The following is a 19,617-nucleotide window of genomic DNA, read 5'->3' on the forward strand; positions in this document are numbered from 1 at the left end:
CCGGCGAACGGTGACTCTGGATGTGGTAGCAGAAGCGCACCCGTGCATTATTGCCCCCGGGGCTCCGGCACAGAGAGCGCCAGCCCTTCGGCTGCTTCCACTCTCCGCTCTCATCAGGGAGACTCAGGGTTCACCCGTGCGCACGTACGTCTCACGGCTGGCTGGCCGGTCCGGCTCGAAAGGGAGCGACACACTTCGATGCCCTCGCCTCACCATCCCGATCTGCAGCACGATGCGGACGGGCCCACGCTGATCTCCTACCTCGAGTGGCTTCGCCGCCGGTGGTGGATCCTCGCGCTCGCGGCCGTGCTCGGCATCGGATCCGGACTGCTGGTCACCCGGCTGCAGACGCCCACCTACACGTCCACCACGTCGGTGCTGGTGCGCCAGGTGGGCCCGGACGCGCAGCCCGGCACCAAGGTCAACCTCGACACCGAGGCGCAGGTGGTTCGCTCCCTGGTCGTGGCCGAGCGGGCCCGCACCCTGCTCAAGACCGGCACCTCCGCCGAGGACCTGGTCCAGTCGCTGACCGTCACCGTCCCACCGAACAGCCAGGTGCTCCAGATCGCGTACGAGAGCATCACCCCCGAGTCCGCGCAGAACGCCTCGCACTCGTTCGCGCAGGCGTACCTCGACCTGCGCCTCGCCACCGCGACCAAGGCCGTGGAGAACGAGACCACCGCGATCAACCAGCAGATCGCCGAGGTCAAGAAGCAGTTGGCCGCCGCGGCGGGCAAGATCGCCGCGGCCCCGGCGAACTCCGCCGCCCGGGCGCAGGCCCAGGCCGACCAGGACGTCCTGACCAATCAGCTCGCCAAGCTCAACGAGCGACTCAGCCCGCTGCAGGCCACCACGCCCGACCCGGGCCAGATCATCTCCGACGCCGCCCTGCCGCGGAAGCCCAGCTCGCCGAACCGCACCCTGAACCTGGCCAGCGGGATGGGTGCCGGGCTGCTCTTCGGCATCGTGCTCGCACTGCTCCTCGACCGGCTGGACACCCGGGTCCGACGGGGCCGGGACGTGACCGCCCGTACCGGGCTGCCGACGCTGCTGGAACTGCCGGTCCGGGTACCGTCGCTGGCCGTCCTGGCGCCCACCCACCGGGTCTCCCGCGAGCTGGGCCGGCTGCGCAACGTGCTGCTCTCGATCATGCCCGAGCCCGGGCCGGGGCGTGGCCGGCAGCTCCTGCTCACGGACACCTCGCCCGGGCCGGCGGCCGGCTTCGTCGCCGCCAACCTCGCCGCCGCGTACGCCCGCACCGGCGCCCAGGTCGCGGTGGTCACCACCCGGGCTGATTCGCCACTGACCGCCATGTTCGGCGGCGCCAAGCCCGGGCACACCCTCGCCGAGGTGCTCCGGCACGACGTCGGCGCGCTCGCCGCGCTGACCCCCGCGCCGGGCCTCAGCACGTTGCGCGTTCTGTTCCCCGGCAACCTCGACACCGAGGTGGAGCTGCCGGTCGCGAGGATGCGCGAGATCCTCAGGGAGCTCGCCGCCCGCTTCGACCACGTGTTGATCGAGACCGCCCGGCCGACCCAGGCCGTCGAGGCGCAAGCGCTGGCCCGACACGTCGACGGTGTGATCCTGGTGATCGAGAGCGGGCAGTCCCGGAGCAGCGAGATCACCGCCGCGCTGCACCAGTTCGAGCAGGTGGACGCGCCGGTGCTCGGCAGCGTGCTGGCCCCCCGGCTGCCCGGGTCGTCCAAGGGCACCGGCGCTGCGGGCGCCAAGCCGGACGGGAAGTCGCCGTCACCGCGGCCGCGCCCGGAGCCGGTCTTCCCAGCCGCCACGGAGTCCAGCGACAACACGATCATCCTGCCCCGGCCGACCAACCGGCCGGTCGGGGCGGTCACCCCGCCCAAGCCGGCCCCGACGGCCACGGCGGCCAAGCCCGTGCCGGCCGCGCCGCTCAACGCCGCCGGGTCGGCCCGCCAGTCCACCGTCTACCGGTCCAACCGCGACTCCGACCGCATCGACGGCACGAACCGGCGCTCGATGGCTTTCGACCCGGTGGAGGAGCAGGAGTGAGGCTGCGCCAGGCCGTCGTGGCCTCGGCCGCGGCGGTGCTCGTCGCCGGGCTGGGCGCCGCCTGCTCCGAGCCGCCGCCACCAGGCGCGAGCGACCTGGTCGACCCGGGTACGCCTGCGCCGAAGCCCAGCCCGACGCCCAGCCTGCCGGCCGGGCCGCTCTCCGGGCAGCCGCTCGCCCAGCCGGCCGTGGCCGGGCGGCAGGCGATCGCCGTGCCGATCCGGGCGACCGCGACCGGCACCCCGGTCGGACTCGACGTGGCGGACGTGGTCTACCAGGAGTTCGCCGAGTCGGGCAGCCTGCACCTCAGCGCGGTCTACCAGTCCCGGGACGCGGCGAAGATCGGCCCGGTCACCGAGGTCCGTCCGGTCGACATCCGCAGCGTCGGGGTGCTGCACCCGTGGCTCGGCTACGCGGGCGGACCCACCGGCTTCGTCAACCAGCTCGCCGCCGCCGACCTCACCGGCGTGACGCCGGCGGAGCGCGGCGCGGCGTTCCCGAGCGGCTACACCTCGACCACGGCGCTGCGCGCGGCCGCCCCGAAGGGCGGCACCGCTCCGGCACCGTTGTTCGACTACGCGACTCCCGGCACACCGCTCGGCACCGAGGGCGTCACGCCCGCCGGCAAGTTGACCATCACCGCCGCCGGCCACGCCACCCAGACCTGGAGCTACGACCAGGCGAGTGGGCAGTGGGTGGGGCAGGTCGGCAAGGCAAAGGTGAAGGCCGCGTCGGTCATCGTGCTCACCATGGAGTACCGGACGCTGACCGTACGCAAGCCGAGTCCCCGCTCGCTGCCGAGCGCCATGGTGTACGGCAAGGGGAAGGCGGTGGTGGTCTCCGGGCCGTCAAGCGCCAGGGCGGCGTGGAGCAAGCCCGGGCAGAAGCTCGTCTGCAACGTGACCGACCCGGCGGGGTACCAGATCCGGCCACAGCCAGGCACCGCGTGGGTGATCTATGCGCCGACGACGGCTCGGGTAGCGGTGACATGAAGACGCTCGCCCCGCTCCGGTCAACCCCCCGGCCGGAGCCGGTGCCGAGGGATCAGCTCCCGACGGGCGCGTTCGTCGCCCGGCGCCGGCGGCTCCCCGTAGCGTGGCCGCTGACCGCGCTCTTCGTCCTCTACCCCGTGTGGTGGGCCCTCGGCCTGCCCTCGTTCATCTTCGCCATCCTCGCCGTGCCGATGGCGCTCCAGCTGCGCAGGCGGGACACCATCCGGGTGCCGCCCGGTTTCGGGTTCTGGCTGATCCTGCTCGCCTGGGTGGTGCTCTCCGGGCTGATGTTGGACATCACCGCGCCGAACACTCTGGTCCCGACCGGCTTCGGTCGGTACATCGGCTGGGGCGTCCGGGTGATGAACTACACCGCCCTGACCGTGACCATGCTCTATGTACTCAACCTGAGCGAGAAGGAGCTGCCCCGGCTCCGCATGGTGCGGCTCTTCGCGTTTCTGGCCGTCATCACCGTGATCGGCGGGTACGTCGGCGCGCTGATGCCGGACCTCAAGTTCACCGCCCCGCTCAACTACCTCCTGCCCGACGTCATCGCCCAGGAGCCGTTCGTCAACCGGCTGATGCACGTCGAGGTCGCCCAGGTGCAGGAGGTGCTGCAGGGTGAGCCCAGCTCGCCGCGTCCGGCCGCGCCCTTCGAGTACACGAACACCTGGGGCGAGAACATGGGCATCCTGCTCGTCTGGTTCATCGTCGGCTGGATGGTGCAGGGCCGAGGGTGGCGCCGACTCACCGGGTACCTGCTGATGGCCGCCGCGATCTTCCCGATCGTCTTCTCGCTCAACCGTGGTCTCTGGATCGGGCTGGTGATCGCCGCCGTCTACGTCGCCCTGCGGCTGGCGCTCCGCGGCCGGATCGCCGTCCTCGCCGGGATGGCGCTGGCGACCGCGTTGGCGGGCGTCCTGGTGCTCGCTTCCCCGCTCGGGGGCCTGCTGGACGAGCGGATGAAGAACGGGCACAGCGACGAGATCCGAGCCACCCTCTCCAGTGGGGCCGTCGAGGCGGCCCGGCACTCCCCGGTGCTGGGTTACGGTGCCAACCGCGCGCTCATCGGCAGCAACCGGTCGATCGCCATCGGCAAGTCCGCCGACTGCAAGCAGTGCGGCAACCGGGAGCTGGGCAGCAACGGTCAGGTCTGGAACCTGCTCGTCGGGCAGGGCTGGGTCGGCCCCATCTGCTACAGCGCGTTCTTCCTCTGCTGCCTGTGGCGCTTCCGGCACGACCATACGGCCATCGGCATCGCGGGTAGCGTCGTGCTGATCCTGATGCTGTTCTTCCAGTTCCTCTACGGTGCGCTCAACACCACGCTGGCGTACGGCCTGATCAGCGTGGCGGTGCTCGCCCGCAACGACCGTCATCTCCGGTCGCTGCGCCGGGAGGCGCTGGCCGCGGTGCCGGCCGAATCTACCGACCGACCGGAACAGCGGAGCCGCTGATGACCGCATCCCCGCGGGTCGCCGACGCGCGCGCCGCGTACCTGCCCGAACTGGCCGCCGTGGTCTGGCCGGACCCGGCCGACCCGACCCTGCGCCGCGGCGGCGCCGGCTACGCCGTGGTGCCGTCCGCCGCCCGACCCCGGCTGCTCGTCCCGGCGGGCTCCCGCCGGGCCGCGGCCAGCGCCGTCCGGCACTCGACGGAGGCGGTGGGTACGAAGGCCCGCCTGCGCCGGTCGCTGCTGGCCACCGCGTTCCGCACCGGCCTCGGCCGACTCGCCTTCCGGGATCGTCTGCTGGTCTCGGCGACCGCGGGAACCCTGGAGGAGCACCTGGCCCGGGTGCTGGGCCAACGGGCGTTGCTGAGCATCCACATCGGTCCGGCCCGGGCCAACCGCAAGCCGGTGATCCAGCTGCTCGGGGAGGCGGGTCAGCCGTTGGGCTATGCCAAGCTGGGCGTGGACCCACTCACCCGCGGTCTCGTCGACGCGGAGGCCGAGGTGCTACGCCGGCTGGCCGGCGTCGAGCTGCCCGGGATCGTGGTGGCCGAGGTGCTCCACCACGGCCGGTGGGGCGGGCACGCCCTGCTCGTGCAGAGCGCGCTCCCGGTCGAACTGCCCCGCGCCACGCCGGCGGTGGCCGCCGAGCGGGAGCGGGGCGCGATGGTCACGGTCAGCCGCTGCCTGGGCGTCGAGCGCCGGCCGTACGCCGGCAGCGGTTACGCCGAGCGGGTCGCCGCCGAGGTCGAGGCGCTCGGTGACCGGCCGGAGGCCGCCCGGCTGCGGGCGGTGCTGGCAACTGTGCGGGCGCTCGCCCCGACCCTCGACTTCGGCGCCTGGCACGGCGACTGGAACGGTGGCAACAGTGCGGTCCTGACCGACGGCCGGGTGCTTATCTGGGACTGGGAGCGGTTCGCGGTCGGCGTGCCCGTCGGCTACGACCCGCTGCACCGCCGGCTCCAGACCGCGATCACCAGGGCCGGGGTGGAGCCGACGACGGCGGCCCGCGAGCTGCTGGCCGAGGCAACGGAGACGCTGGCGCCGTTCGCGCCGCCGTCCGGCGTCGAGGACCTGGTGGCGGTGCTCTACCTGGTCGAGCTGGCCGCGCGCTACCTGCGCGACCGGCAGGCCGAGGCGGGTGCCCGGCTCGGACACGTGGCCGCCTGGCTGTTGCCGGCGGTGGAGGATCATCTGGCCGTCCGGTCGGGTGTGGGAGGAGTGGCGAAGTGACGGTGGTCAAGGCACAGGCGCGACGGGCGGTGCGCTCGGTGACGCGGACGGTCGGTCGGTGGACCGCCGGCTCGCGGCTGGCCCCGGACTTCCTCATCGTGGGCGCCCAGCGATGCGGCACGACGTCGCTGTTCAAGACGCTCTCCCAGCACCCCGCCGTACTGCCGGCGGTTCACCACAAGGGCGTGCACTACTTCGACACCGGCTACGACAAGGGCATGGACTGGTACCTCGGGCACTTCCCGACGGTCCGCCGGGCCGAGGCGGTGCGGGAACAGCTCGGGGTACGCGGGGTGACCGGCGAGTCGAGCCCGTACTACATGTTCCACCCGCTGGCCGCGCAACGGATCGCCGAGGACCTGCCCGAGGTGCGGCTGCTGGTGCTGCTGCGCGACCCGGTGGAGCGGGCGTACTCGGCGCACGCGCACGAGCTGGCCCGCGGTTTCGAGACCGAGCCGTTCGAGCGGGCGCTGGAGCTGGAGCAGAGCCGGATCGCCGGCGAGCGGGAGCGGCTGCTCGCCGACCCGACCGCGCACAGCCACCACTACCAGCACAACGCGTACCTCACCCGTGGGCAGTACGTCGAGCAGCTGGAGCGGCTGGAGTCGATCTTCGGCCGGGACCGGCTGCACGTGATCGACGCCGACGACTTCTTCGCCGAACCGCGGCCGGCCTTCGACGCGGTCTGCGACTTCCTCGGCCTGCCGCACTGGGCGGACATCTCTTTCGGCAAGCACAACTCGCGGTCCCGCTCGCCCATGGACCCGGCGTTGCGCGAGCGGCTGGAGGCGCACTTCGCCCCGTACGACGAGCGGCTGGCCGCCTGGTGGGAACGCGTACCGTCGTGGCGACGGTAACTCCCGCCCGGGCGCCGGACGCTGGGCTGGGCGGCGCCGCCCGGCACGGGGTGCTGAACCTGCTCGGCGTGGCGGTGGCGGCCATCGCCAGCTTCGGGCTGAACATCGTGGTCACCCGCGGCTGGTCGATGGCGGACGCCGGCCTCTTTTTCGCCGCCACCAGCGCCTTCATGATCGCGTACGCGGCGGCCCGGCTCGGCACCGGCATCGGCTCCGTCTACTTCATCAGCCGCTACCGGGCCCTTGGTCAGCCGGAACGGATCCGCGCGTCCGTGCTGGTCGGACTGCTGCCGGTGCTGCTGGTCGGGGCCCTGCTGTCGATCGCCGGATGGCTGCTGACCCCGCAGATCGTCCAACTGACCTTCGCCGAGCCGGTCCCCGGCGCCGTACCCGCGCTCCGCGCCCTGCTGCTCTTCGTACCGGTCGCCGCGCTCTGCGACTTCGCGCTGACCGCCTGCCGAGGCTTCGGCAAGATGCGCCCCTTGCTGCTCATCGAGCGGCTGGGACGGACCGGGCTGCAACTGCTCGGCGTGGCGCTGGCCGCCCTGCTTGGCCTCTCCGCGACCACCGCGTTGCCGCTGGCCTGGGCGCTGCCGTACCTGCCGGCCGCGATCGTCGCGATGATCTGGCTGGCCCTGCTGGTCCGCCGCGCGGAACGCTCTGCCGGACCGGACCGCCGGTCGCCGGTGGGTTGGCGGGAGGAGTTCGGGCCGTTCTGGCGGTACAGCGGCCCGCGGGCGCTGAGCGGGCTCGCCCAGATGGTGGTGCAGCGGCTGGACATCGTCCTGCTGGGCGCGCTGCGCGGGCTCTCCGAGGCGGCGCTCTACACCGCCGCCACCCGGTTCCTGGCCCTCGGGCAACTCTCCGGCCAGGCGCTGTCGACCGCCGTCCAGCACCGGCTGGCCGAGCAACTTGCCCGCGAGGACCGGGCCGCGGCCGGCCGGCTCTACCAGGCCGCGACCGGCTGGCTGGTGCTGCTGGCCTGGCCGGCCTATCTGCTCTTCGCCTCCTTCGCCGGTCCGATGCTCGCCCTGTTCGGCTCCGGCTACGACGCCGGCCGGAACGTCACGGTGTCCCTGGCCCTGATGATGCTGGTCGCCACGGGCTGCGGCATGGTCGACACGGTGTTGAACATGGCCGGGAAGACGACCTGGACGTTCTACAACGCACTGACCGGGACCGTGGTGAACGTGGTGGCGAACGTGCTGCTCATTCCGCGCCACGGCATCATGGGGGCGGCGATCGCCTGGTCCGCCTCCATTCTGATCACCAATCTGGTGCCGTTGGCCCAGCTGTACCGGTCGTTCCGGCTGCACCCGTTCGGGCCGGGCACGCTCACGGCCGCCGGGCTGGCGCTGGCCTGCTTCGGGGTACCGTCGCTGGTGCTGCACGCCGTCACCGAGCCGGGCGTGGTCGCCCTGCTGGTGGTCGCGGTCCTGGGTGCCGGCGGGTACGCGGCGGCTGCCTGGCGACTGCGTCGGGTGCTCCAGCTCGACAGCCTTCGGACGCTGCGGCGCGGCCGGCGGCGAGGACCGGCGCGACAGGAGATCTGATCACCGGGACGAACCGGGGTCAGCAGCACGGGGAGGTGCGGTAACGATGAAACGCGGCCACGGCACGGTGGCGGTCCTGGTGGGATCGGTGCTGGCTCTTGCGGCCTGTCAGGGGGAGACACCGGCGCCGATCACGCCCGCCCCACCGGCCAGCACGGCCGCACCGGTCACGCCCCGCTCGATGGACGGCCTGGCGACCACCGGACGGGGCCCGCAGATGCCGGCACAGGGAGCCTGGCTGGGCGCCTGGGTGAAGCCCAGCTGGCAGACGCCCAGCGGGCGCGTCGACGCCCTGGCCACCTTCGGCGAGCAGACCGGTGGCCGGATCGCCCTGGGCCACATGTTCCACGAGTGGGAAGAGGATTTCCCCGGCCCCACGGAGCACGCCATGCAGGCAGCCGGGATGCTCCAGATGATCTCCTGGTCCGGTACCGACACCAGGTCCATCGCGGACGGCGTGTACGACCAGCTGATCCGGCAGCGGGCCCAGGCGATCAAGGACTTCGGAGTGCCGGTGCTGCTGCGCTGGCGATGGGAGATGGATCGGCCCAATCTGCGCCAGAGCGTCCGGTCGCCGGAGGACTACGTGGCCGCCTGGAAGCACATCCGGGCCATCTTCACCGAGGTGGGAGCGACCAACGCCGGTTGGGTCTGGTGCCCGCACGTCCAGGGCTTCGTCGAGTCCGACCGGAACGCGGCCGCGTACTACCCGGGCGACGACCAGGTCGACTGGCTCTGCACCGACGTCTACCCGGGCAAGGAGTACACCGGCTTCGGGGAGCAGATGGACGCCTTCATGGCCTTCGCCCGGGAACGGCCGCGGCCGGTACTGATCGGCGAGTTCGGGGTGACCCACGGGGGGAAGCCGGGACAACGCGCGGCCTGGCTGCGGGAGGCGCGCGCCTACGTGAAGCGGCACCCGCAGATCAAGGCGGTGGTGTACTTCGCGGCCAAGCAGACCAAGGGGCCGGAGTACGACAGCACCTTCGACAACGACCCGGAGGGTCTGGCCGCGTACCGCGAACTCACCGCCGACCCGTACTTCGCCGTGCCGGCGCCCACCGCCACTCCGGGGGGTCCGCGGAGCAACTGACCTCAACCGTTCGTGTGGCCCGTCCGCCTCTTGCGGGCACCCGCAACGTCGTGTGGACGGGTATAAAGGTCATCCAGGGTGGACGCCGCCGCAGAAATGCGGAAGTGTGTGCCCGTAATTGTGTTCCTGGCCGTAGGACCCCGATCAGCGCTTTCAGCAACTCCCCCTGGTCGAAGGGGCCGGCCTTCCTTCTCCGTCACTCCCTCGGAGCTGCCCGTGGTTCATCTCCCTGCGTTCAGGCGCCGATCGTTCGCGCTGGTCACCGCCGCCTTCCTCGGCGTCGGTGGCATGCTGTCGGCCAGCCCCGCGCTGGCCGCACCGGACCACAGCACCGTGGTCAGCAGCGTCCCGTCCAGCAACACGCCGAACATCCAGGACGGCACCGTCTTCGCCATCCACGACGCCGGCAGCAAGGTCATCGCGGGCGGGTCCTTCACCCAGGTGCGGAACCGGGATTCGTCCACCGACCTGTCCCGCAACTTCGTCCTGGCCTTCGACAAGGCCACCGGCGACGTCGATACGTCGTTCGCCCCCGTCGTCGACGGCGAGGTCTCGGCCATCGTCGCCGGCCCCACCGCCGGCACCGTCTACATCGCCGGTGACTTCAACACGGTCAACGGGGTCAACCGCCGCAAGCTCGCGCTGATCAACGTCGCGGACGGCTCGCTGGTCACCACCTTCAAGGGTCCGGCCTTCAACGGCCTGGTCAACGACATCACCAAGGTGGGTAACCGGCTGCTGGTGGCTGGCATCTTCACCACCGCCGGCACCGGGGTCACCCGGAACGGCCTGGCCTCGATCGATGCCAGCACCGGCGTGGTGGACAGCTACCTGACCATCGCCCTGACCGAGCACCACAACTGGACCGACGGCAGCACCGGCATCGCCAAGGCGGGTGTGGGCGGCGAGAAGCTCGCCGTCTCGCCGGACGAGAAGCAACTGGTCGTCATCGGTAACTTCAAGAAGGCCGACGGGGTCGTGCACGACCAGATCGTGCGGATCGACCTGGGCGACACCGCAGCCGCCGTCGCGGACTGGAACACCGACCGCTACACGCCGGCCTGCAAGTCCTCGGCCTTCGACTCGTACGTGCGGGACGTCGCCTTCGCGCCGAGCGGCAAGTACTTCGTCGTGGTGACCACCGGCGCGTCGTACGCCGGGACGCTCTGCGACACGGCGGCCCGCTGGGAGACCTCCGCCACCGGGTCCGGGCAGCAGCCCACCTGGGCGACCTACAGCGGCGGCGACACCTTCCTGTCGACCGGCATCAGCGAGCAGGCCGTCTACGTCGGCGGTCACATCCGCTGGGTGAACAACCCGATCTCCCGGGACATGGCGGGGCCGGGCGCGGTCGGCCGGGCCAGCATCGCGGCCCTCGACCCGGCCAGCGGCCTGCCGCTGTCCTGGAACCCGGGGCGGAACCCGCGCGGCTACGGCGTCACCGAGATGATGGTCACGCCGGAGGGCCTCTGGCTCGGCAGCGACCAGGAGTGGATCGGCGACTACCAGTACAAGCGGGGTCGGATCGCGTTCTTCCCGCTGAGCGGTGGTGACGCCCCGCACTCCACCAGCACGAAGGGCCTGCCGGGCGACGTCTACCAGGCCGGCCAGGCGGCGCAGACCGAGGTGCTCTACCGGGTCAACGCCGGTGGACCGACGTTGACCGCCATCGACGGCGGCCCGGACTGGGCCGGCGACAGCGCCACCGCGCCGAGCCCGTACCACAACACCGGCAGCAGCGTCTCGACGTACTCCACGCCCGCGACCGTCGACTCCACCGTGCCGACGAGCACCCCGGTGGGGGTGTTCAGCAGCGAGCGGTGGGACCAGTCGACCGCCCCGGACATGCAGTGGGACTTCCCGGTCCCGGCCGGTACCCGGGTCGACGTCCGGCTCTACCTGGCCAACCGGTACGCCGGCACCGCCGCCGTGGGGAAGCGGAAGTTCGACGTCTACGTCGACGGCGGGCTCAAGCTGAACGACTTCGACCCGGTCGCCGCCACCGGCGGCACCGACAAGGGCACGATGCGGGCCTTCCCGATCGTCAGTGACGGGGTTGTCGACATCGACTTCGGCCGCGTCCTGGAGAACCCGCTCGTCCAGGCCGTCGAGATCGTCAAGACCGCGCCGGCGCCGACGGCCTCCGACGTGCTTTACCGGATCAACGCGGGCGGTCCGGCACTCACCGCCAGCAGCGGCCCGAGCTGGGCCACCGACAGCCTGGCGACGCCGAGCGCCTACCACAACACCGGCAGCAGCGTCTCGACGTACACCACCAACGCGAGCATGGATGCGACGGTCCCGGCCGGCACCCCGGTCGAGGTGTTCAACAGCGAGCGGTGGGACCAGTCGACCACCCCGGACATGCAGTGGGACTTCCCGGTCCCGGCGGGCCAGCAGGTCCAGGTCCGGCTCTACCTGGCAAACCGGTACGCCGGCACGGCCACGGTCGGGAAGCGGAAGTTCGACGTCTTCATCGACGGCGGGCTCAAGCTGAACGACTTCGACCCGGTCGCCGCCGCCGGCGGCACCAACCGGGGCACGATGCGCGCCTTCGTCGTCACCAGTGACGGCAACGTCGACATCGACTTCGGCCGGGTCCTGGAGAACCCGCTCATCCAGGCGATCGAGATCGTCAAGCTCGCGCCGGTGCCGTCGTCGACCGCCCTCAACAGCGTCACCAAGCGGTCGTACGACGGGTCGACCACGGTGGGCGCGCCGGTCAGCGTGCCCAACAGCGACAACACCGCGTGGTCGACGGTCAAGGGCGCGTTCTGGGTCGGCGGCGACCTGTTCTACGGCATGAACGGCTCGCTCTACCGCCGCTCGTTCGACGGCAGCACCTTCGGTACGCCGAAGAAGGTGGACCCGTACCACGACGCCAAGTGGGACAGCGTGCTGACCGGCTCACCCCCCGCGGGGCAGACCTACGCGGGGTCCACGGTGAACTTCTACTCCGAGATCCCGAACATGACCGCCATGTTCTACAGCGGCGGCCGGCTGTACTACACGCTGGCCGGCCAGAGCACCCTGTTCTGGCGCTGGTTCACCCCGGACACCGGCACGGTCGGGGCGGAGCGGTTCAGCGTCGCCGGCACCACCGGCTACGGCGGCGTCGGTGGCATGTTCGTCAGCGACGGCAAGCTCTACACGGTGAGCCGGAACCACGGCCACCTCTACTCCCGGGACTGGGCCGCAGGCTCCCCGGGCGACAGTGCCACCCTGGTCAGCGGGCCGACCGTGGACGGCGTGGACTGGCGGGCCACCGCCGTCTTCGTCGGGCCCTGACGACCCCAGCACCCAGCGATGGCCCGGCCGGTGACGGCCGGGCCATCGCCCTTTTCGGGGCCGGTCGGGTCGGCGCCCGCGCACGGCCCGGCCGGCGGCGCGTGGGTCGCCGGGCCGGGTCGGGCGATCCGGCGTCAGACCCGGGCCGGGGCGTGTTCGCGGGCCCAGACCCGCATCAGGTCCCGGACCGAGATGACGCCCGCCACCTCGCGACCGTCGAGGACCACCAGGTGCCGGAAACCGCCGCGGGCCATCGCAGCGGCCGCCTCCTCCACCGTCCAGTCCGGGCCGGCGTAGACCACGTCCCAGGTCAGGTGGGCCGCGGTGCGCTCGACGTCGCAGTCCAATCCTGCGCCGATCGCGTTGAGCACGTCGCGTTCGGTCATGATCCCGATCCCCTCGGAGTCCGGGTCGATCACGACCGCCGACCCGACGCCGCGGGCCGACATCATCCGGGCCGCCTGGCGGAGCGTGTGCTCCGGGCCGACCACGAGAACCTCACTGGACATCGCTTCCCGAACCTGCATCACATCACCCCTGTGGGACGGCGGCACCGGTACGGCCATGGTGGGCCATCGATCCGTACCGGGACAAGACCGGGCATCGCCGGGAGCCGTGCGGGCTCGCTACTGTCGTGCTGTGCCCACCGAGCCTCTCCGCTGCGCCGGCGCGCTGATCGTCGACGACGACGGCCGCATCTTCGTCCAGCGCCGCTCCCCGGAGCGGCGCATCTTTCCCGACTGCTGGGACATCGTCGGCGGCCACCTCGAACCGGGCGAGGAGGTCGCGGACGCGCTGCGCCGCGAGGTCACCGAGGAGACCGGCTGGGCCGTGTCGCACGTGCTCGGGCTGGTCGGGGAGTACCGCTGGACCGGCGACGACGGCCTGGAGCGGGTGGAGTCGGACTTCCTGGTCCGGGTCGACGGCGACCTGGCCCGGCCCCGGCTGGAGGAGGGGAAGCACACCGAGTTCCGCTGGCTCGCGGAGGGCGACGTCGCGCTGCTGGACGAGCACCGGGACGTCATCGACGGGCTGATCCGGCGGATCGCCGAGGACGCCTTCGCCGCGCTGCGGTCGATCGGTCTGTGAGCGACGGCATCGAGCTGGCGCCGCACCGGTTCGCCGGGCTGGTCGCCCCGGCGGTGGACCGGACCTTCGTCGCCGGCATGCTCGCCGGCCGGGACGGCGGCGGCGCCGAGCTGAGTTCACGGTACGGCGGACCGGCCGCGAGCGGTTTCCTGGTGGAGTTCCGCACCCGGCTGGCCACGCCGGGCGGGACGGTGGACGGGCCGGGCTTCGCCGCCGTGACCCGGTACCGGGACCCGGTCTCCTGTCAGCGAGCCCTGGACAAGCAGGTCGCCCACGGGATGCTCCAGCGCGTCCCGGACGGCGGCTTCTGCGCCACGGAACGCGGGCTCGCCTTCCTGGCCGAGCTCTACCAGGTGCACGCCGAGGTCACCGAGGAACTCTGGGCGGGCCACGACGACCGGGTGGTTCGGCTGGTCGAGGCGCTCGGCCGGCTGCTCGCGTACGCGCTGGTGCTCGCCGAGTCCGCGGGGGTGGGCGCGGCCTTCGGCGCGATGGCGCCGCCGTACGAGCCGGCGGGCACCCCGCCGGGGGTGCTGCTGCTCAACCGGCTGGGCACGCTGCGCTACCACCGGGCGGACGCGCACGCCGCCGCGTGGACCGCGGCGGGACACACCGCGGCGAGCATCGCCGAGCTGCGAGCCGGGCCGGAGCGGCTGGCCATCGAGCTGGAGACCGACCGTCGGGCCGCCGGCCCGTACGCGGTGCTGACCGCCGAGGAGCGGCTGACCATGCTCGCCGACCTGGCGGCCCTGCCGGGCTGAGCCATGGTTGGCGGCAGCCGCGATCTCACCCGGCGCTATCCTCCAGCGGTGACGCGGAATCGTACGAGGGAGGACGCCGGCATGATCGGGATGGTGCTCGCAGCCGGTGCCGGGCGCCGACTGCGCCCGTACACCGACACCCTGCCCAAGGCGCTGGTGCCCGTGGACGGTGAGACCACGATCCTGGACATCGCGCTGCGCAACCTCGCCGAGGTCGGGCTGACCGAGATCGTGATCGTGGTCGGCTACGCCGCCGAGGCGGTCCGGGAACGCCAGGCGGCGCTGGAGGAAAAGTACGGCGTCACGATCACGCTGGTGCACAACGACAAGGCCGAGGAGTGGAACAACGCCTACTCGCTCTGGCTGGCCCGGGAGCACTTCGCCCGGGGCGTGCTGCTGGTCAACGGCGACACCGTGCACCCGGTCAGCGTGGAGAAGACCCTGCTCGCCGAGCGGGGGCCCGGCATCCTGCTCGCCATCGACACCCTCAAGGTGCTGGCCGAGGAGGAGATGAAGACGATCTTCGACGCCGCTGGCCAGCTCACCCGGATCACCAAGGTGATGGACCCGGGCGAGGCGTACGGGGAGTACATCGGCGCGACCCTGATCGAGCCGCACGTGGCCGACGCGCTCGCCGACGCGCTGGAGGCCACCTGGCGACGGGACCCGAACCTCTACTACGAGGACGGCTATCAGGAGTTCGCCGACCGGGGCGGCGAGGTGCGGGCGGCGCCGATCGGCGACGTCTCCTGGGTCGAGGTGGACAACCACGCCGACCTGGCCCGGGCGTGGGAGATCGCGTGCCGCTACTAGCCCGGAGCGTGCTGACGCCGCTGCACATCGACGTGCGGCGGGGCGCGGTAGCGGACCTCGGAACGATCCTCGCCGACGGCCGCATCTCCGCCGGCGGTGACGTCGCGGTCGTGGTCGGGCCGGGGCAGGGGGAGAAGGTCGCCGACCTGGTCCGCCCGTCGCTGCGGTCGGCTGACGTGTTCACCGTCGCCGGGGGAACTCTGGACGCCGCCGACGACCTCGGCGGCAAGCTCCGCGCCCGGTCGTACGACGCGGTGGTCGGCATCGGCGGCGGGAAGACCATCGACGTGGCGAAGTACGCGGCGACCCGTCGGGGCCTGCCGATGGTGTCGGTGGCCACGAGCCTCGCCAACGACGGGATCGCCTCGCCGGTGGCCAGCCTGATCACCGACGAGATCAAGGGCTCCTACGGGGTGCACATCCCGATCGCGGTGATCGTGGACCTCGACTTCGTGGAGTCCGGCCCGGAGCGGCACAACCGCGCCGGCGTCGGCGACGTGGTGAGCAACATCAGCGCGCTGGCCGACTGGGAACTGGCCCGCGAGGTACGCGGCGAGCCATTCGATGGGCTGGCCGCCTCGCTCTCCCGCGCGGGCGCCGAGGCGGTGATCAACCACCCGGGTGACATGAGCGACGACGCCTTCGTCACGGTGCTGGCCGAGGCGTTGATCTCCAGCGGCCTGGCGATGGCGATCGAGGGCACCAGCCGCCCGTGCAGCGGCGGCTGCCACGAGATCATGCACGCCATCGACTCACTCTTCCCCGGCACCGCCTCGCACGGCGAACTGGCCGGCCTCGGCGCGCTGTTCTGCACCTTCCTTCGCGGCGACGAGCGCCGGCTCATCGAGATGTCGGCGTGCCTGGCCCGGCACGGCCTGCCCCGGCTCCCCGCCGACGTGGGGCTCACCGACGACCAGTTCGTGGAGGCGGTGCAGTTCGCCCCGGCCACCCGGCCGGACCGGTACACCATCCTCGAACACCTCGCGATGTCGCCTACCGAGACGCGGGAGCGGCTGGCAGACTACGCCGGTGCACTCCGCGACCACCTTGGCTGAGCCGTCCCGCCCCACCGTCGCCGACTTCCACCGGGTCAACCGGGGCGGCGGCCTGTTCAGCGAGTCGGTCAGCCAGTGGCTGGGCGCGGTCTTCGCGCTGGTCGCGCAGCGGCTCGGGTTGCGCCCTACCGCGCTGACCATCACCAATCTGCTACTCGGCCTGGCCGCCTCGGTGACCGTGGTGGCGCTCGCCGGCCGGGTCGCCGCCGGGGACGTACCGGCCTGGGCGGTCGGGCTGGTCGCGCTGGTCGGCTGGCAGGTCGCGTACGCCCTGGACTGCGCGGACGGGCAGCTGGCCCGGGTCACCGGGCAGGGCAGCGCGGCCGGCGCCCGGGTGGACGTGCTCTGCGACGTGGCCGCCCAGATCGCGCTGGTCACCGCCCTCGGCGCGACCGCCGTGGCGCAGCGCCCCGCGACGCCGACCTGGCTGATCGCGGTCTTCGCCGGCACCTGGATGGTCAACCTGGTCACCTCGGTGATGCAGTCCGGCCCGAACGCGGCCAGCATGGTCACCTCGACCTCGCTGCCGGTACGCCTGGTGAAGCTGGTCCGCGACTACGGCGCGGTGATCTTCCTGGCCGGCCTGGTGCTGACCTTCGCCCCCGCGCTGACGGTCTGGGTGGTTGTCGCCTTCACGGTCGTCAACGGCGGCTTCCTCCTCGCGAGCATCGCCTTCTCCGCCCGCGCCTCCCTCCGCTGACGCTCCACGCCTCGCCCGCACCGCGCCCCCGCCCGCCCGTCGCCGCGGCGATCCGCACTTGCGGCAAGTCGCGGCCAGCGGACGCCGGGAAGCCCCCAATTTCCGCAAAGTGCGCTGCCACGGCGGTATGCGCCCCGGCGGGTGGCGGGTCAGTGACGCGGGGCGGTGCGGGCGGCGTCGGCGTAGATGTCGATGAGCTGCTTGGTGACCACGTCAGGGTGGAAGGTGCGCTCGTAGCGGGCGCGGGCGGCGGGGGCCAGTGCGGCGGCGCCGGTCCGCGCGACCGGGAGCGCCGCGGCCAGCGCCGCCGGGTCCGGGGAGACCACCCAACCCGCCTCGCCCGCCACCACACCCACCGGCAGGGTCGCGGCACCGTCTCCCCGGACGGCCGAGGCGACGCTGGCCGGGCCGGTGCCGGCCGGTTCGCGGGGGGTGCCCGCGCCAACCAGGTACGGGATGCCGCCGAGCGCGGTGCCGAGCACCGGCCGCCCGCTGGCCAGCGCCTCGATGATCACGGTCGGGAGCACGTCGTGCCAGGTGGACGTGGCGAGCACCACCGCGCTGGCCTCGATCGCGGCGCGTACCCCGGCCCGGTCGAGCTGGCCCAGGTAGCTCACGTCCGGCCGCTCGGCGGCGGCCGCCTCGACCATCGGGCGCAGCTCGCCGTCACCGGCGACGCGCAGCGGGCCCAGCGCGCCGACCGGGTGCCGGCGCCACGCCTCCAGCAGCAGGTCCAGCCCCTTCTCGGGGGTGAGCCGGCCCATGAAGAGGAAACCGTCGCCCAGCGGAGCCGGCGGTCCCGGGTCCGGCACCGCGTTCGGCTTCACCACGATCCGCTCGTCCGGGATGCCGTAGTCGCGCAGGTGGTCGGCGACCGCCGTGGTGAGCGCGATGAACCGGTCGACCGACTTCCAGGTGCCCCGGTGCACCGCCAGCGTGGTGGCCATCAGGGCGCTCTGCGCCCTGGACCCGCGGTAGCACCGGTGCACGATCGCCGGCACGCCCAAAGCCCGGCCCCGGCAGTCCTGACAGATCATGCCGTCGCGGAAGTAGAGCCCGGAGGAGCAGACCTGCCGGTAGTTGTGCACCGTCTGCACCACTGGCACGCCGTGCCGGTGCGCGGTCCGCACCACCCAGGGCGAGAGCAGGGGGTACGGGTTGTGCAGGTGCAGCACGTCCGGCCGGTGCTCGGTGAGCAGGCGGCTCAGCTCCTGCTGGGCGCGGGGGGCGTAGATCGGCGAGATCGGCAGCAGCGCCTTGGCCGTCGTCGGCATCGTCGGGATCTCGTCCGAGCTGCGGATGAACGGCAGCACCTCCACCCCGGCGGCGGTGAGCTGCGCCATCTCCGCGTCGACGATGGTGTTCTCGCCGGAGGGCTGGGCTTCCCGATACCGGTTGTGCGCCACCACGATTCTCACTGAGCTCGCCTTTCGTTCGCGACTCTGCCGGCTCCTGCTCGCGACTGCGGGGCTCGCAAGCTCACTCCTCGCACTCGCGGCAGGGACTCGCAAGCTCATTCCTCGCGCTCACGGGAAAGAAGGCTACCGTTGGCTGGTGCCTGAACTACCGGAGGTGGAAGCGCTCGCGGGTTACCTGCGCGAGCGCGCGGTGGGGCGCTGCGTGGACCGGATCGAGGTCGCGGCGATCAGCGCCCTGAAGACGTACGACCCGGCGCCGAGCGTCGTGGCCGGTCGGGCCGTGCTGAACGCCCGCCGGCACGGCAAGTTCCTCGACGTGGCCTTCGACGGCGGCCTGCACCTCGTGGTCCACCTGGCCCGGGCGGGCTGGCTGCAATACCGGGAGGCGTTCCCGTCGGCCGCCCCGCTCCGCCCGGGCAAGGGCCCGATCGCCCTGCGGGTACGCCTCGACGACGGCTCCGGCTTCGACCTGACCGAGGCCGGCACCCAGAAGAAGCTCGCCGCGTACCTGGTGACCGACCCGGCGCAGGTGCCCGGGGTGGCCAAGCTGGGCCCGGACGCGCTCGGCGCCGACCTGGCCACCTTCGCCGAGCGGATGCGCAGCCGCCGGGGCCAGGTGAAAGGGGTGCTGACCGACCAGGCGGTGCTGGCCGGGGTCGGCAACGCGTACTCGGACGAGATCCTGCACGCGGCGAAGCTCTCCCCGTTCGCGCTCACTGACCGGCTGACCGACGAGCAGTTGGCCGCCCTGCACGTGGCGACCCGGGAGGTGCTCGGCGACGCGGTCCGCCGCTCGGTGGGCCAGCGGGCCGCCGAGCTGAAGGGGGAGAAGCGCTCCGGGCTGAAGGTGCACGCCCGGACCGGCCTGCCCTGCCCGGTCTGCGGGGACACCGTCCGGGAGGTCTCCTTCGCCGACTCCAGCCTCCAGTACTGCCCCACCTGCCAGACCGGCGGCAAGCCGCTCGCTGACCGTCGGTTGTCCCGCCTCGTACGGTGAGTTACAACACCCCCGGTTACGGAGAGGAATCGACCCGGGAGTGCCGAACCGCCCGGTCCACGGCTCTACCGGGCTTGCCATCCATCGGTATAGTGACTCGGTCCCCGGCTTCGAAACTGACCTGGAGCCGGCCGGATCCCAGCTGGCACCAACCGGGCCGCGCTTCCTTCGGGTGAGCGGCCGACTCGGGGCCCGCGTGGGAGACTGGAACGGTGGGCGACGCGCGTCCTCACGGCGAGTGAGCGGCGCGTGTCATGCGGGAGGACATGGGTTGAGGTGACGACAAGCCTCCA

The 19,617-nt window shown here is 72.4% G+C and carries 16 protein-coding genes; 14 read left to right on the forward strand and 2 right to left on the reverse strand.

What is annotated here, in order from left to right:
- Positions 1 to 198 precede the first annotated feature (198 nt).
- The 8 genes from GA0070624_RS03580 (at position 199) to GA0070624_RS03615 (ending at position 12,491) form a co-directional block, all read left to right on the forward strand.
- On the forward strand, positions 199 to 2,028 hold the full coding sequence (locus GA0070624_RS03580; RefSeq protein ID WP_091336636.1) for a Wzz/FepE/Etk N-terminal domain-containing protein: 1,830 nt from the start codon (positions 199 to 201) through the stop codon (positions 2,026 to 2,028).
- Entirely contained in the window at positions 2,025 to 3,020 is a 996-nt protein-coding gene (locus GA0070624_RS03585) for a DUF3048 domain-containing protein (RefSeq protein ID WP_091336639.1), read from the forward strand. Before GA0070624_RS03580 ends, GA0070624_RS03585 begins: the two co-directional genes overlap by 4 nt.
- Positions 3,017 to 4,474, forward strand: a complete 1,458-nt coding sequence (locus GA0070624_RS03590) for an O-antigen ligase family protein (protein WP_091336641.1) — start codon at positions 3,017 to 3,019, stop codon at positions 4,472 to 4,474. The genes GA0070624_RS03585 and GA0070624_RS03590 overlap by 4 nt, the downstream gene beginning before the upstream one ends.
- Positions 4,474 to 5,700 (forward strand): phosphotransferase, encoded by a 1,227-nt coding sequence (locus GA0070624_RS03595; protein WP_091336643.1) that lies wholly within the window; start codon positions 4,474 to 4,476, stop codon positions 5,698 to 5,700. The genes GA0070624_RS03590 and GA0070624_RS03595 overlap by 1 nt, the downstream gene beginning before the upstream one ends.
- A complete protein-coding gene (locus GA0070624_RS03600; protein WP_091336645.1) occupies positions 5,697 to 6,557 on the forward strand; it encodes a sulfotransferase family protein in 861 nt (286 codons plus the stop codon). The genes GA0070624_RS03595 and GA0070624_RS03600 overlap by 4 nt, the downstream gene beginning before the upstream one ends.
- Positions 6,545 to 8,110, forward strand: coding sequence for a lipopolysaccharide biosynthesis protein (locus GA0070624_RS03605; RefSeq protein WP_245718647.1), 1,566 nt, complete (start codon positions 6,545 to 6,547; stop codon positions 8,108 to 8,110). The genes GA0070624_RS03600 and GA0070624_RS03605 overlap by 13 nt, the downstream gene beginning before the upstream one ends.
- A 46-nt stretch (positions 8,111 to 8,156) precedes the next feature.
- Positions 8,157 to 9,203 carry a glycoside hydrolase family 26 protein gene (locus GA0070624_RS03610; RefSeq protein ID WP_091336646.1) on the forward strand — a complete coding sequence of 349 codons (1,047 nt, stop codon included), beginning with the start codon at positions 8,157 to 8,159 and terminating at the stop codon, positions 9,201 to 9,203.
- Positions 9,204 to 9,419: 216 nt separating this feature from the next.
- Entirely contained in the window at positions 9,420 to 12,491 is a 3,072-nt protein-coding gene (locus tag GA0070624_RS03615; RefSeq protein ID WP_245718648.1) for a malectin domain-containing carbohydrate-binding protein, read from the forward strand.
- A 134-nt stretch (positions 12,492 to 12,625) separates the two neighbouring features.
- On the opposite strand, the gene GA0070624_RS03620 is transcribed toward GA0070624_RS03615, so the two are convergent.
- Positions 12,626 to 13,018, reverse strand: a complete 393-nt coding sequence (locus tag GA0070624_RS03620) for a CBS domain-containing protein (RefSeq protein ID WP_091336651.1) — start codon at positions 13,016 to 13,018, stop codon at positions 12,626 to 12,628.
- A gap of 112 nt (positions 13,019 to 13,130) precedes the next feature.
- Between GA0070624_RS03620 and GA0070624_RS03625 the strand changes: the two genes are divergently transcribed.
- The 5 genes from GA0070624_RS03625 to GA0070624_RS03645 all read left to right on the forward strand — a co-directional run bounded on the left by GA0070624_RS03625 (position 13,131) and on the right by GA0070624_RS03645 (position 16,909).
- Positions 13,131 to 13,580, forward strand: a complete 450-nt coding sequence (locus GA0070624_RS03625) for an NUDIX hydrolase (RefSeq protein ID WP_176731581.1) — start codon at positions 13,131 to 13,133, stop codon at positions 13,578 to 13,580.
- Complete coding sequence (locus tag GA0070624_RS03630; RefSeq protein WP_091336653.1) at positions 13,577 to 14,341, forward strand: hypothetical protein; 765 nt, start codon at positions 13,577 to 13,579, stop codon at positions 14,339 to 14,341. The genes GA0070624_RS03625 and GA0070624_RS03630 overlap by 4 nt, the downstream gene beginning before the upstream one ends.
- Before the next feature lie 81 nt (positions 14,342 to 14,422).
- Positions 14,423 to 15,154, forward strand: coding sequence for a phosphocholine cytidylyltransferase family protein (locus GA0070624_RS03635; RefSeq protein ID WP_091336655.1), 732 nt, complete (start codon positions 14,423 to 14,425; stop codon positions 15,152 to 15,154).
- The gene (locus tag GA0070624_RS03640; protein ID WP_091336659.1) at positions 15,142 to 16,209 is read left to right on the forward strand and encodes an iron-containing alcohol dehydrogenase family protein; all 1,068 of its coding nucleotides are present in this window, start codon (positions 15,142 to 15,144) and stop codon (positions 16,207 to 16,209) included. The genes GA0070624_RS03635 and GA0070624_RS03640 overlap by 13 nt, the downstream gene beginning before the upstream one ends.
- Positions 16,184 to 16,909, forward strand: coding sequence for a CDP-alcohol phosphatidyltransferase family protein (locus tag GA0070624_RS03645; protein ID WP_091336661.1), 726 nt, complete (start codon positions 16,184 to 16,186; stop codon positions 16,907 to 16,909). Before GA0070624_RS03640 ends, GA0070624_RS03645 begins: the two co-directional genes overlap by 26 nt.
- 149 nt (positions 16,910 to 17,058) lie before the next feature.
- Here the strand turns inward: GA0070624_RS03645 and GA0070624_RS03650 are convergent, their stop codons facing one another.
- Entirely contained in the window at positions 17,059 to 18,327 is a 1,269-nt protein-coding gene (locus GA0070624_RS03650) for a glycosyltransferase family 4 protein (RefSeq protein ID WP_091336663.1), read from the reverse strand.
- Positions 18,328 to 18,463: 136 nt separating this feature from the next.
- Here GA0070624_RS03650 and GA0070624_RS03655 point away from each other — a divergent pair, with 136 nt between their 5' ends.
- Positions 18,464 to 19,324 carry an Fpg/Nei family DNA glycosylase gene (locus GA0070624_RS03655; protein ID WP_091336665.1) on the forward strand — a complete coding sequence of 287 codons (861 nt, stop codon included), beginning with the start codon at positions 18,464 to 18,466 and terminating at the stop codon, positions 19,322 to 19,324.
- Positions 19,325 to 19,617 lie beyond the last annotated feature (293 nt).

This window comes from Micromonospora rhizosphaerae, from assembly GCF_900091465.1.
GTDB classification, from domain to species: domain Bacteria; phylum Actinomycetota; class Actinomycetes; order Mycobacteriales; family Micromonosporaceae; genus Micromonospora; species Micromonospora rhizosphaerae.